This is a genomic window from Kocuria rosea subsp. polaris (assembly GCF_001483755.1).
Lineage (GTDB): Bacteria > Actinomycetota > Actinomycetes > Actinomycetales > Micrococcaceae > Kocuria > Kocuria cellulosilytica.
In genome coordinates this window covers 267,803-281,469 of sequence record NZ_LQBK01000033.1, presented here as the reverse complement: position 1 = coordinate 281,469, position 13,667 = coordinate 267,803, and the positions used below count along the sequence as shown (strand labels likewise).

Below are 13,667 nucleotides of genomic sequence, written 5' to 3'. Positions count from 1 at the left end.
CCGGCCCCCCGGTGACGCTGCGTCGGTAAACGACGTCGGTGTTCCTTGGCACAATGGGAGCACTATGCCTACCACCCCTGAGACGGCGAGCACGCCGGACACGTCGACCGCAGCCGATCCCGGGCACCCCACGGGCGGCATCCACCCCTCGACGGCGTTCCGGCGCCTCACCGGATCCCTCGGGGCGCTGCCGCAGGGCCATCCGCTGCGCTCCGCCGGCACGCTGGACGCCCCGTTGCTGCAGGCCCTCACGGGGCGCGCGCCCGACCGCCGCCCGGTGTGGTTCATGCGGCAGGCGGGCCGGTCGCTGCCGGAGTACCGGTCCCTGCGCCAGGGCACCGCGATGCTCGACGCCTGCCTGGACCCCGCGATGGCCGCGGAGATCACGCTCCAGCCGGTGCGCCGGCACGACGTCGACGCCGCCATCTTCTTCTCCGACATCGTCGTGCCCATGCGCGTGGCCGGCGTGGACGTCGAGATCGTCCCGGGCCGCGGGCCCGTGCTGGAGCGCCCCGTGCGCACGGCCGCCGACGTCGCGGCCCTGCCCGAGCTCGCCGAGGGGGCCCTCGACCCGATCCGCGAGGCCGTCGCCCGCACCGTCGCGGAGCTCGGCACGACCCCGCTCATCGGCTTCGCCGGGGCGCCGTTCACCGTGGCCGCCTACATGGTCGAGGGCGGGCCCTCCCGCGACCACCTGCTGCCGCGCACCATGATGCACGCCGACCCTGCGGCCTGGCGGGCGCTCGCGGAGTGGGCGGCCCGGACCTCCGGGGCGTTCCTGCGCGCCCAGGTCGAGGCCGGCGCCTCGGCCGTGCAGCTCTTCGACTCGTGGGCGGGGTCCCTGTCCCTGGCCGACTACACCGCGCACGTCCTGGAGCACTCGGCGGCCGCGCTGCGCGCCGTCGAGGACCTCGCCGTGCCCCGCGTCCACTTCGGCACGGGCACGGGCGAGCTCCTCGTCGCGATGCGGGACGCCGGCGCGGACGCGGTGGGCGTGGACTACCGGATCCCCCTGGCGGAGGCCAACCGGCGGCTCGGCGGGACCACGGTGCTGCAGGGCAACATCGACCCGGCCCTGCTCGCCGCGCCCTGGCCCGTGCTGGCCGAGCACGTGCGCGAGGTGCTGCGCGGCGGGGCCTCCGCGCCGGGGCACGTCGTCAACCTGGGCCACGGCGTCCCGCCGGGGACCGACCCGCAGGTGCTGACCGACCTCGTCTCCTTCGTCCACGACCAGCCGCTGGAGCAGTCCCCGGGCGGTGGCCGGCCGTGAGCGCGGAGCCGGACGGCACGCCCGCCCGACGGACCCCGCCCCGCTCCGCCCTCGTGGTCGGCGGCGGCGTCTCCGGGCTCGTGGCCGCACGCGACCTCGCCGCCCGCGGGCTGCGCGTCACGCTGGTGGAGGCCGAGGACCACCTCGGCGGGGCCGTGGGCGCCCACCAGGTCGCGGGCCTCGTGCTGGACTCCGGCGCCGAGTCCTTCGCGACCCGCTCCCGGGCGGTGCCCGACCTGCTGGAGGAGCTGGGGCTCGGCGAGCGCGTGGTGCACCCCAACCGCTCCGGCTCGTGGCTGTTCCTGCCGGAGGGCGCCGTGCCCGCGCCCGACTCCGGGATCCTGGGCATCCCGGCCGACCCCACGGCCCCCCGGCTGCGGGCGGCGCTCGGCCGGGCCGGCATGCTGCGCGCCGGCCTCGACCGCAGGCTGCCCGCGTTCGTCGGCATGACCGAGCGCTCCCTCGGCGGTCTCGTCCGGGCCCGGATGGGGGAGCGGGTGGTCGACCGGCTCGTCGCGCCCTTCGCCACGGGCGTGCACTCCGCCCATCCCGACGACCTCGACGTCGACGCCGTGGCCCCCGGCCTGCGCCGGGCCCTGCGCGAGCACGGCTCCCTCGGCGCCGCGGCCGGGGCCCTGCGCCGCGCCGCGCCCGCGGGGGCCAACGTGGCCGGGCTGCGCGGCGGCATGAACGCCCTCTCCGAGACGCTCGTGCACGACCTCGAGCGGGCGGGCGTGAAGCTCGTCACCGGCTACGACGTCATCGCCCTGGACCGCGACCCCCGGCGCGAGGGCTGGATGGTCATCCAGCGCCAGCCGCGCCACGGGCACAAGACCGCCGTGGCACGCGGCGAGCTGCTCGTGCTGGCCACCGACGGCACGACCGCCGTCCGGCTCCTCGCCGGCCACGAGGAGGACCTCCAGCGCTTCGCCCCCGAGCCGGGACCCCAGGTGGCCCTGGCCACGCTCGTGGTCGACGAGCCGCGCCTCGACGGCGCCCCCCGGGGCACCGGCCTGCTCGTGAGCGAGGACGCCCGCGGCGTGCGCGCCAAGGCCCTCACCCACGCGAGCGCCAAGTGGGACTGGGTCCGGGAGGCCGCCGGTACCGGCCGGCACGTGCTGCGGCTCTCCTACGGCCGCGCCCAGACCGACGCCACCGCCGTGCCCCCGGAGGTGGCCCTGCCCGACGACCAGCTCATCCGGCTGGCCCTCTCCGACGCCTCGACCCTCCTGGGAATGCCCCTGCGGCCGGGCCAGCTCGCCGGCGCGGACATCGTGCGCTGGCGCTCCGCGCTGCCCCGCGCCGGCGTCGGGCACGCCCGGCGCGTCGCCGAGTTCCGGCGGGCGCTCGAGGTGCTGCCCGACGCCGTCGCGGTCGGCGGATGGCTCGCGGGCACGGGCCTCGCCTCCGTCGTCGCCGACACCCGATCCCAGGTCCGCGCCCTGCTCGCCGAGGCGGGCGTCCCGGACACCGCCGCGCCGGCCGCCTCCGAGCCGGCCCGGACCCCACCGACCAGCACCCGACGAAAGGACTGAGCCTTGTCCCACGACACCAGCTCCCACGAGAACGGCGACCGTCCGGCCGCCCGGCCCGAGCCGACGCAGGACGGGGGCGCGGAGCAGCTGCACTGGGCCGTCTGGTCCGTGTTCGCCCGTCCCGCCGGCGGCGCCGGGGCCCGGACGGCCGGCGACGACGCCTCGGCGGCCGCCGAGTTCGACGGCGTGGTCGAGCAGCTGGCGGACGAGGGCGTGACGCTGCGCGGCGCCTACGACGTCTCGGGGATGCGCGAGGACGCCGACGTCCTGACGTGGCTGCACGGCGACGACCCCCAGGTGCTCCAGTCCGCGGTCCGCCGGCTCCGCCGCACGGAGCTGCTGGCCGGCACCGCGCAGGCCTGGAACGCGATGGGCGTCCACCGGGACGCCGAGTTCACCCGGAACCACTCGCCGTCCTTCGCCCGCGGCCTCGCCCCCGAGGACTGGGTCTGCGTCTACCCGTTCGTGCGCTCCTACGAGTGGTACTACATGAACGCCCAGCGCCGCGCCGAGATGCTGCGCAACCACGGCATGGCGGCGCGCGACTACCCGCAGGTGCTCGCGAACACCATCGCGTGCTTCGGGCTCAACGACTACGAGTGGCTGCTCGCGCTCGAGGCCCCCGAGCTGGTGGACCTCGTCGACGTCATGCGGGCCTTCCGCAACACGGAGGCACGGCTGCACGTGCGCGAGGAGACGCCGTTCTACACGGGGCGCCGGGTCCGCTCCGAGGAGCTCGCGGAGGTGCTCCGTTGAGCGCCGAGAACGCCCTGTCACGGGCCCGGGCGCACGCGCCCGAGCAGTACGACGCCGTGGTCCTGTCGTCCTTCGGCGGCCCGGAGGGGCAGGACGACGTCCTGCCGTTCCTGCGCAACGTCACGCGGGGCCGCGGCATCCCCGACGAACGGCTCGAGGAGGTCGCCACCCACTACCGGGCCAACGGCGGCGTGAGCCCCATCAACGCCCAGAACCGCGCGCTGCGCGCCGCCCTCGAGGCCGAGCTGCTCGGCCGGGGCCTGAGCGTGCCCGTGCTGTGGGCCAACCGCAACTGGGCGCCCTACGTGGCGGACGTCGTGCGGGAGTGCCACGCCCGCGGGATGCGCCGGCTCCTGGTGCTCGCCACCAGCGCCTACTCCAGCTACTCCGGCTGCCGCCAGTACCGCGAGGACTACGGGGTGGCGCTCGAGGAGCTCGGCCTCACGGAGGAGATGCAGGTGGACAAGGTCCACCAGTACTACGACTCGGAGGGCTTCGTGCAGCCCTTCGTCGAGGGCCTCCGGGAGGGCCTCGCGCAGGTCCGCGGGCAGCTGGGCGCCGAGGGCGGCAGGATCGCGGTCCTGTTCTGCACGCACTCCATCCCGACCACCGACGCCGAGGCGTCCGGGCCGGCGCGGATGGACTTCGAGGAGAACTCCGCCTACGTGGCCCAGCACCTGGCCGTCGCCCGGACCGTGCTCGAGCGCGTGGGACCGGAGGAGCTGGGGGACCACACCTGGGACCTCGTCTACCAGTCCCGCTCCGGGCCCCCGCAGGTGCCGTGGCTCGAGCCGGACGTCAACGACGCGCTCGAGGAGGTCGCCGGGCGCGGGGTCGCCGGCGTGGTGCTCGTGCCGCTGGGCTTCGTCTCCGACCACATGGAGGTCAAGTGGGACCTCGACACCGAGGCCCTGGAGACCTGCGAGCGGCTCGGCCTGCCGGCGGTGCGCACCCCCACCGCGGGCACCCACCCGGCGTTCGTGGCCGGGCTCGCGGACCTCGTGGAGCAGCGCGTCGCCGGACGCGCCTCCCCGCCGCGGGTCTCCGCCTGCGCCTCGGGCACGTGGTTCGACGACTGCGCCCCGGACTGCTGCGTCAAGGTGCTGCGCGGCGCCGCCGGACCTCGCCCGACCATCGCCCAGCGCCCCCACGGAGAGCCCCTCCCGGTCGACCTCGACGAGGCCGGGGAGGTGAGGTGGGCATGACGGCCGCGGCACAGGAGCTTCCGTCGTTCCGGGTCGGGACCCGCGGCTCCCGGCTCGCGCTCACGCAGACCGGCACGGCGGCCCGCGCCGTCGCGGCGGCCGGCGGGCTGGAGCCGGAGCTCGTCACCATCCGCACCGAGGGCGACGTCCTCACCGGACCCCTGTCCCAGATGGGCGGCACCGGGGTCTTCGCCACGGCCCTGCGGGCCGCGCTGCTCGCCGGCTCCGTGGACCTGGCCGTGCACTCCCTCAAGGACCTGCCCACCGCGCCCGTGCCCGGCCTCGAGGTCGCCGCGGTGCCGGAGCGGGAGGACCCCCGGGACGCCCTGTGCGCCCGCGACGGGCTGACCCTTACCGGCCTGCCCGCCGGGGCCGCGGTCGGCACCGGCTCCCCGCGCCGCGCGGCGCAGCTGCGCGCGGCGCGCCCGGACCTCGAGATCGTCGACATCCGCGGCAACGTGGGCACCCGGCTGGGGCGGGTGGCCCCCGGCGACCTCGACGCCGTGGTGCTCGCCGCCTCCGGGCTGCGGCGGCTCGGGCTGGAGGACGCGATCACCGAGCTGATCGACCCGTCCGTCATGCTCCCCGCTCCCGGGCAGGGGGCCCTCGCCCTGGAGTGCCGCACCGAGGACGCCTCGGGGGACGCTCCGCTCGCCGCCGCCCTCGCCGCGGTGGACCACCTGGAGACCCGCCTCGCCGTGACCGCGGAACGGGCGCTGCTGACCCGGCTCGAGGCCGGCTGCGCGGCCCCCGTGGGCACCCTCGCGCGGATCGAGGACGGCGTGCTCGTGCTCGACGTCGTCGTGGCCGACCCGGACGGCAGCCGGGTCATGCGCCGCAGCGGCCGCACCGCGGAGCGCGGCGTGGACGCCGCCCGGGCGCTCGGCTTCCGGCTGGGCGACGAGCTGCTCGCCGACGGCGCCGGCCGGCTGGCCCGGTTGACGCTCTGAGCCCCGTGCCGCGCCCCGGCCCCGCCGACCGCTCCGCCGACCCCGCCGCCCTGCGCGGGGCCAGGGTCGTCGTGACCCGCTCCGCGGACCGGGCCCGGGAGCTCGTGGACCTGCTGCACGGGCACGGGGCCCGGGTCCGGCTCGCCCCGCTGCTCGAGGCCACCCTGCCCCGGGACACCCGCCCCGTGACCGCCCTCCTCGACCGGGCGGCGGACCCGGGGCCCGCCGCCCGGACCTGGCTGGCGGTGACCTCCGTGACCACGGTCCGGGCGCTGCGCGCGGTCGCCGGCGACCCGGCCGGTGCGGGGCTCGGCGACCGGATCGCGGCGGCACGGCGGGCCGGTCTGCGCGTGGCCGCGGTGGGGGACGCCACGGCCGCGGCCCTCACCACGGCCGGGCTGCCGCCGGACCTCGTGCCCGGCACCGCCCACTCGGCCGCCGGGCTGCTCGCCGACTGGCCGCCGGAGCCCGACCCCGGCACGGTCCTGCTGCCGCTCTCCGCCCGGGCGCGGCCCGCGCTCGAGACCGGCCTGACCGGGCGGGGGTACCGGGTCCTGACGGCCACGGCGTACGAGACCGTGCCCTGGCCGGCCGCCGCGCCCCTCGTGCGGCCGGCCCCGGACGAGGACGTCGAGGAGCTGCACCGGTCGGACCTGCTGGCGGCCCTGGCCGCGGGCGAGGCCGACGCCGTGGTGCTCACGGCGCCGTCCCACCTGGCCGAGCTCGTCGGCGACGACCCCGGCGTCCTGGCGGGCCCCGTCCTCGTGGCCATCGGCGAGCCCACGCGCCGCGCCGCCGCCGACCTCGGCCTGCCCTCCGTGGCCGCCGCCCTGCCCACCCCCGAGGGGATCCGCGACGCCCTCGCCCGGGCCCTCGCGGACCGGGCACCTGCCGCCCGCCCCGCCCCGCGGACCGCCCGCACCGCTCCACCGGCCCCGCACCCGGCCGCGCCGGCACCCGCCGCGCCGGACTCCGCGGCGCCGCCGACACCGACACCGATCCCGACGACCGAGGAGACGAACTCCGTGACCCACCGAACCCCGCGCTACGACCTGGTCTCCCGCCCCCGCCGCCTGCGCACCACCCCCGCCGTCCGGCGGCTCGCCGCGCAGACCAGGGTCCACCCGTCCGACCTGATCCTGCCCGTGTTCGTCCGGGAGGGCCTCTCCGAGCCCGCCCCGCTCGGCTCCATGCCGGGGGTCGTCCAGCACTCCCTGGACTCGCTCCGGCGCGCCGCCGCGGAGGCGGCGGCCAAGGGTCTCGGCGGGTTCATGGTCTTCGGCGTGCCCGCCGAGCGGGACCCCGAGGGCAGCGCCGGGTGCGACCCCGAGGGGATCCTGAACCGGGCGCTGCGGGCCGTCCGCGCCGAGGTCGGCGACGACCTCGTGGTCATGGCCGACCTGTGCCTGGACGAGTTCACCGACCACGGCCACTGCGGCGTCCTCGCCGAGGACGGGACCGTGGACAACGACGCGACCCTGGAGATCTACGGCCGGATGGCCGTGGCCCAGGCCGAAGCGGGTGCCCACGTGCTCGGCCCCTCCGGCATGATGGACGGCCAGGTCGGCGTGATCCGCTCGGCCCTCGACGAGGCCGGGCACCCCGACGTCGCCGTCCTGGCCTACTCCGCGAAGTACTCCTCCGCGTTCTACGGCCCGTTCCGCGAGGCCGTCGACTCCCAGCTCCAGGGCGACCGCCGCACCTACCAGATGGATCCCGCGAACCGCCGGGAGGCGCTGCACGAGCTGCAGCTGGACCTGGACGAGGGCGCCGACATGGTCATGGTCAAACCGGCCATGAGCTACCTCGACATCCTCCGCGACGTGGCCGAGGTCTCCCCGGTGCCCGTGGCCGCGTACCAGATCTCCGGCGAGTACGCCATGATCGAGGCCGCCGCCGCCAACGGCTGGATCGACCGGAGGGCGGCGATCCAGGAGTCCGTGCTGTCCATCCGCCGTGCGGGCGCCGACTCCGTGCTCACCTACTTCGCCGTCGAGCTCGCGGACTGGTTCCGCGACGAGAACGGCCTCTCCTGACCCCCACCGTCCCCCGAGCCGGCAGCCCCGGCGAAAGGAAGCAGACAGAACCCATGAGCGTTTCCCAGGAACTCTTCGACCGCGCGCGCAAGGTCATGCCCGGCGGGGTCAACTCCCCGGTGCGGGCCTTCGCGTCCGTGGGCGGGACCCCGCCCTTCATCACCGCGGCCAAGGGCCCGTACCTCACCGACGCCGACGGCCGCGAGTACGTCGACCTCGTCAGCTCGTGGGGGCCCGCCCTCGTCGGGCACTCCCACCCGGCCGTCATCGAGGCCGTGCACGAGGCCGTGGAGCGCGGCCTGTCCTTCGGGGCGACCACGCGCGGCGAGACCGAGCTGGCCGAGCTCGTGGTCGAGCGGGTCGGCGCGATCGACGAGCTGCGCATGGTCTCGACCGGCACCGAGGCGGCCATGACCGCGATCCGCCTGGCGCGCGGCGTGACCGGCCGGGACCTCGTCGTGAAGTTCGCCGGGTGCTACCACGGGCACGTGGACTCCCTGCTGTCCGAGGCGGGATCCGGCGTCGCGACCCTCGCCCTGCCGGGCTCCGCCGGGGTCACCGCGGCCACCGCGGCCGAGACCCTGGTGCTGCCCTACAACGACCTCGCCGCCGTGGAGGAGGCCTTCGCCGCGCACCCGGGCCGGATCGCCGCCGTCATCACCGAGGGCGCGCCCGCCAACATGGGCGTGGTCACCCCCGGCGAGGGCTTCAACGCGGGGCTGCGCCGGATCACCCGCGAGCACGGGGCCCTGATGATCTTCGACGAGGTCCTGACCGGCTTCCGCGTGCACGAGGCCGGCTACTGGGGCCTCACCGCCGCCGGCGAGGACGGCTGGGAGCCCGACCTGTTCATGTTCGGCAAGGTCATCGGCGGCGGCCTGCCGGTCGCCGGGGTGGGCGGACGGGCCGCGGTCATGAACCACCTGGCGCCCCTGGGCCCCGTCTACCAGGCCGGCACCCTGTCCGGGAACCCGGTGGCGATGGCGGCGGGGGCGGCGACCCTGCGCACCGCGGACCGGATCGCCTACCAGACCGTCGACCGGCGCTCGGCGCAACTCCAGGACGCGGTGCGCGCCGCGCTGACGGAGGCCGGGGTGGACCACTCGATCCAGTCGGCCGGCAGCCTGTTCTCGGTCGCCTTCGGCACTTCCGCCACCGGCGTGCACGACTACGCGCAGGCCAAAGCGCAGGAGACGTTCCGCTACCCGGCGTTCTTCCACGCGATGCTCGACCAGGGGGTCTACCTGCCGCCGTCGGTGTTCGAGGCGTGGTTCCTCTCCGCCGCGCACGACGACGCCGCGATGGACCGGATCGTCTCCGCCCTGCCCGCCGCGGCCCGCGCGGCCGCCGAGGCCCGGCCCGCCGCCTGACCCGGGGCCGCGCCGCCGTCCCGGGCGCGCTCAGGCGTCCTCGGGAGCGCTCAGGCGTCCTCGGGGCGGCGGAACGGCCAGGCGCCGTCCACCACGGCGTCCGGCCGGGTCCTGCGGAAGTACTCCTGCAGGCTCGCGGCCTGCTCGGCGGCCCACCCGACCTGGTCGGCGTGCAGCGCGGCCGCGGGGCGCACCAGCTCGGGGAAGCGGCGGGCCATCAGCACCGCGAGCCGCTCCGTGGCGAGCGAGTCCGCCGCGGAGGTGTGCGCCGCGGTGAGCTCGACGCCGTACTCCTCGCACAGCGCCCCGAGGGTGCGCTTGCCGCGCCGGTACCGGTGCACCTGCTTGTTGAGCACGTAGGGGTCCAGCACCGGGAAGGGCCGCGGCACCTCGATCCCGTGGCGCCGGCCCTCGTGGGCGAGGACCGTGAAGTCGTACGAGGCGTTGAACACCAGCACGGGCGTGCCCGCGGCGAAGAGGGCGTCCAGGACGCCGGCGATCTCCGCGACCACCTCCGCGGCGGGCCGCCCCTCGGCGCGGGCCCGCTCGGTGCTCACCCCGTGCACGGCCGCGGCCTCCTCGGGAATCTCCACCCCCGGGTCCGCCAGCCACTCCCACTCGTCCGTCACGGCGCCCTCGGCGTCGGTGCGCACCACGGACGCCGTGACGATGCGGGCCGTGTGCGGGTCGCGGCCGGTCGTCTCGAGGTCGAACGAGGCGCGGGGGCCCTCCGTCCACGCGGCGGGCTCCTCCCCGGCGCCCGGGGGCGCCCCGAGGTCGAAGAGCACGTCCTGCTCCGCGGCGTCGTCCGCCGCGGGAGGATCGGCCCGCGGCGCGCGCAGCGGGGCGGCGTCGAACAGGGGGAGCTGGTCGGTGGGGCCGGCGGGGCCTGAGGGCGAGGACATGGCTCCCACCGTACCGGCCCCCTCCGACCCGGGACGCGCCACCGCTGCCGGGCGCCGCGCCGCCGGGGACCGGGGCGGGCCCTCCGGCACGCCCGGGAGCGGCGGGCTTAGACCGTCGGAGTCCCGTGATGGGATGGGATTCATGCGGCACACCGAGGACAGCACCCCCGCCACGAGCTCCGCCGTGCCCGGAGCCGTGCGCTGGAACCTGGTGCCCCCGAACGGCTCCGCGCCGGAGCGCACCGCGTGGCGGCCCGGCCCCGAGCAGGAGGAGATCGCCGCGCTGCCGGCCGGGTGCGGCCCCCGGCTCGTGCTGGGCGGTCCCGGGACCGGGCGGACCCGGGTGCTCGTGGAACTGGCGGCGCGCCGGATCGGCCACGGTCTCGACCCGGACCGGCTGCTCGTGCTCACGCCGTCCCGGCTCGCCGCCGCCCGGCTGCGGGACGACCTCACGGCCGCGGTCGCCGCGACCATGAGCTCCCCGCCCGTGCGGGCCTGGCAGTCCTACGCCTTCGACCTCCTCCGGCGGGCGCAGAACGAGGGGCTGCTCCCGGGCGTCGCCCACGGCCCCAAGCTGCTGTCCGGCCCGGAGCAGGACGTGCTCATCGGCGAGCTCATGGCCGGGCACGCCGCCGGCCTCGGGGCCGCCGTCGTGTGGCCCCCCGACCTCCGGGAGGCCCTGGGCACCCGCGGCTTCCGCCAGGAGGTGCGCGAGCTCTTCGACCGGATGTCCGAGTACGACCTCGCCCCCGACGACCTCCGCGCCCTCGCCCGGCGCCTGGAGCGCCCGGACTGGGCGGCGGCCGCCACGGTGCGCGCCGAGTACCTGGCCGTGCGCCGGCTGCGGATGCCGGAGTCCTACGACCCCGCCGTCCTCGTGACCGAGGCCGCACGGGTCCTCGAGGAGCAGCCGGAGTTCCTGCGGGCCGAGCAGGAGCGGCTCGAGCTCGTGCTCGTGGACGACCTGCACGAGGCGACGCCCTCGATCCACCGGCTGCTCGCCGTGCTGTGCCGGGGGCGGGACACCGTCATGACCGTCTGCACGGACACCGTGGTCCAGGGCTTCCGCGGGGCCCGGCCCGACCTCCTGCGCACCCTCGACGACCGCCTCGCCGATCCCGCACGGCCCCTCCGGCGGCACACCCTGGGCACGAGCCGGCGGATGCCCGGGGCCGTCGCGGAGGTCTGGCAGCGCGTGGCCGAGCGGATCCCCGCCGTCGCCGGGGCCCGGCACCCCCGCACCCTCCTGCCCCTCGAGGGCACCGCGGACGCCGACAACACCCCGGACGCCGAGAACGCCGACAACACACTGGACGCCGAGGACGCCCCTGCCCTCACGGACGCCGCGGGCGCCGCGGCGGAGCACGCCCCGGCCGGCGGCCCGGGGACCGGCGCGGGAGCCGGTGCGCCGCAGGGCGAGGTCACCACGGTGGTGCTCCCGTCGCCGCTGCACGAGGCCCGCTGGATCGCGCACCAGGTCCTCGAGCGCCACCTCGTGCACGGGGTCCCGCTGGCCGACATGGCCGTGGTCGTGCGCAACGGCCGCTACCTGGAGGGCCTCGAGCGCCAGCTCTCCGCCCTCGGCGCGCCCGTCAGCACCTCCGCGGCGGAGACGCCGGTCCGGGACGAGCCGGCGGTGCGCCCCCTGCTGGGCGCCCTGCGCATCGTGACCGAGGCGGCCGGGGCGGCGGGGGACCGCGGGGCGGACGGGCACTTCGGCGCCCTCACCGTCCAGGCGGCCGTCGACCTCCTGACCTCGCGGATCGGCGGCGCCTCCCCGATGGACGTCCGCCGGCTGCGCCAGCGGCTCCGGGCGGAGGAGCTCGCCGGGGGCGGGGTCCGCACCAGCGACGACCTGCTCGTGGAGGCCCTCGTGGCCCCCGGGGCGCTCGACGCCTCCGGGGTGCGCTCCGTGCCGGCCCGCAGGATCGCCCGGATGCTCTCGGCCGGGACCGGCGCCCTCCGGGAGGAGGGCGCCACGGCGGAGACCGTCCTGTGGGCGCTGTGGGAGGCGGCCGGGGTCGCCGAGTCCTGGCGGCGCCGCGCGCTGGAGGGCGGCCCGGCGGGGGAGCGGGCCGACCGCGACCTCGACGCCGTGGTGGGCCTGTTCGAGTCGGCCGAGCGGTACGTCGACCACCTGCCGGGCGCGAGCCCCGCACAGTTCCTGGACTACATCGACAACCAGGACCTGCCCATGGACACCCTGGCCGCCCGCGCCCCGACCGACGAGACGGTGGAGATCATGACCCCGGCCACGGCCGCGGGCCGGCAGTGGCCGGTGGTGTTCGTGGCCGGCGTGCAGGAGGGCGTGTGGCCCAACACCCGTCTCCGCGGGCAGCTGCTGGGCGCGGACCTGCTCACGGACGCGCTCGACCTCGGCGTCGAGCAGGCCGCACGCGTCACCCCGGTGACCCGGATGCGGGAGGTCCGCCACGACGAGCTGCGCTCCTTCTCCGCCGCGGTCTCCCGCAGCTGCGGAACGCTCGTGGTCACGGCGGCCTCGGGCGAGGACGAGCAGCCCTCGGAGTTCCTGGACCTCGTCGACCCGCCGGGATCCCGGGACGGGGACGGCACCCGGGCCGTGGTGGACGCCCCGCGGCCCATGACGCTGCGCGCCCTCGTGGCCGAGCTGCGGCAGTGGGTCCAGCTGCACAAGGAGGACCCGGTGCGCTCCGAGGCCGCGGCCCGGCTGCTCCACCGCATCGCCTCCTCCCCGCGCCCGGTGCCGGGCGCCGACCCCGACACCTGGTGGGGCGCGGGGGAGCTCTCCAGCACGGCGCCCGTCTTCGACGACGGCGTCCCCGTGCCCGTCTCCCCGTCCCGGATCGAGACCATCCACCGGTCCCCGCTCGACTGGTTCGTGGCGGCCTCGCGGGCCGAGGCCGCCACCGACCTCAGCCGCAGCCTCGGCTCGCTCGTGCACGCCATCGCCGAGGAGCTGCCGGAGGCGGCGGGCTCCGAGCTCGTCGCCGAGCTCGAGCGCCGGTGGCCCACGCTGGGCCTGCCGGACACCTGGGAGTCCGCGGTCCAGCTCGAGCGGGCCCGGCAGATGCTGCGCAAGTTCGCCCAGTACGTCCTGGACGCCCGCAGCAAGCACGGCCGTCGGCTGGCCTCCGTGGAGGGCGCCTTCAGCGTGCTCGTCCAGGGACGGGCGCGTGACGCCCTGCTCCGGGGCCGCGTGGACCGCCTGGAGCTGGACGAGCAGGGCCGCTACGTCGTCGTCGACCTCAAGACCGGACGGAACCAGCCGGCCGGGGCGAAGATCGCCGAGCACCCGCAGCTGGCGGCCTATCAGGTGGCGCTGACGGCGGGGGCGGGCACGGCCATGGTCGCCGGGGCGGACGAGGCCGTCCTCGAGCTGCCCGGCGGCACCGTGACGGAGCTCTCCGGCGGCGCCCTGCTCGTCCAGCTCGGCACCCGGGCCAAGTCCCCCTCCGTGCAGCAGCAGGACCCCCTCGACCCGGAGGCCACGTGGGCGCGGGAACTGATCACCCGGGCCGCGGAGCTCGTGGCCGGGGAGCGGTTCACCGCCCGCCACGACCAGGCCGAGGGCGCCTTCAACGGGCACGGGTGCAAGCTGCCGCAGATCTGCCCGCTGTGCGCCGAGGGGCGGCAGGTGAGCGAACCGTGAGGACGGACC

At 77.1% G+C, this 13,667-nt stretch carries 9 protein-coding genes and 1 pseudogene; 9 read left to right on the top strand and 1 reads right to left on the bottom strand.

What is annotated here, in order from left to right; genetic code table 11:
- The first annotated feature begins 64 nt into the window (after positions 1–64).
- The 8 genes and pseudogenes from hemE (at position 65) to hemL (ending at position 9,122) form a co-directional block, all read left to right on the top strand.
- Positions 65–1,270 (top strand): uroporphyrinogen decarboxylase, encoded by a 1,206-nt coding sequence (gene hemE / locus AVL61_RS13415; protein WP_082697155.1) that lies wholly within the window; start codon positions 65–67, stop codon positions 1,268–1,270.
- Positions 1,267–2,805 carry a protoporphyrinogen oxidase gene (gene hemG / locus AVL61_RS13410; protein WP_231738414.1) on the top strand — a complete coding sequence of 513 codons (1,539 nt, stop codon included), beginning with the start codon at positions 1,267–1,269 and terminating at the stop codon, positions 2,803–2,805. Before hemE ends, hemG begins: the two co-directional genes overlap by 4 nt.
- A gap of 3 nt (positions 2,806–2,808) precedes the next feature.
- Positions 2,809–3,561: a hydrogen peroxide-dependent heme synthase gene (hemQ, locus tag AVL61_RS13405; RefSeq protein WP_058874806.1), complete on the top strand. Its 753-nt coding sequence runs from the start codon at positions 2,809–2,811 to the stop codon at positions 3,559–3,561.
- Positions 3,558–4,766, top strand: a complete 1,209-nt coding sequence (locus AVL61_RS13400; RefSeq protein WP_058874805.1) for a ferrochelatase — start codon at positions 3,558–3,560, stop codon at positions 4,764–4,766. The genes hemQ and AVL61_RS13400 overlap by 4 nt, the downstream gene beginning before the upstream one ends.
- Entirely contained in the window at positions 4,763–5,716 is a 954-nt protein-coding gene (gene hemC / locus AVL61_RS13395; protein WP_058874844.1) for a hydroxymethylbilane synthase, read from the top strand. The genes AVL61_RS13400 and hemC overlap by 4 nt, the downstream gene beginning before the upstream one ends.
- A 5-nt stretch (positions 5,717–5,721) precedes the next feature.
- Positions 5,722–6,555: pseudogene (locus AVL61_RS18500) on the top strand (uroporphyrinogen-III synthase); the annotation flags it as partial.
- A 186-nt stretch (positions 6,556–6,741) separates the two neighbouring features.
- Positions 6,742–7,752 carry a porphobilinogen synthase gene (gene hemB / locus AVL61_RS18495; protein WP_058874843.1) on the top strand — a complete coding sequence of 337 codons (1,011 nt, stop codon included), beginning with the start codon at positions 6,742–6,744 and terminating at the stop codon, positions 7,750–7,752.
- A 53-nt stretch (positions 7,753–7,805) separates the two neighbouring features.
- Positions 7,806–9,122: a glutamate-1-semialdehyde 2,1-aminomutase gene (gene hemL, locus AVL61_RS13385; protein WP_058874804.1), complete on the top strand. Its 1,317-nt coding sequence runs from the start codon at positions 7,806–7,808 to the stop codon at positions 9,120–9,122.
- Positions 9,123–9,172: 50 nt separating this feature from the next.
- Here the strand turns inward: hemL and AVL61_RS13380 are convergent, their stop codons facing one another.
- On the bottom strand, positions 9,173–10,027 hold the full coding sequence (locus AVL61_RS13380) for a 3'-5' exonuclease (protein WP_082697153.1): 855 nt from the start codon (positions 10,025–10,027) through the stop codon (positions 9,173–9,175).
- Positions 10,028–10,169: 142 nt separating this feature from the next.
- Between AVL61_RS13380 and AVL61_RS13375 the strand changes: the two genes are divergently transcribed.
- Complete coding sequence (locus AVL61_RS13375; protein ID WP_058874841.1) at positions 10,170–13,658, top strand: ATP-dependent helicase; 3,489 nt, start codon at positions 10,170–10,172, stop codon at positions 13,656–13,658.
- The last annotated feature ends 9 nt before the right edge of the window (positions 13,659–13,667 follow it).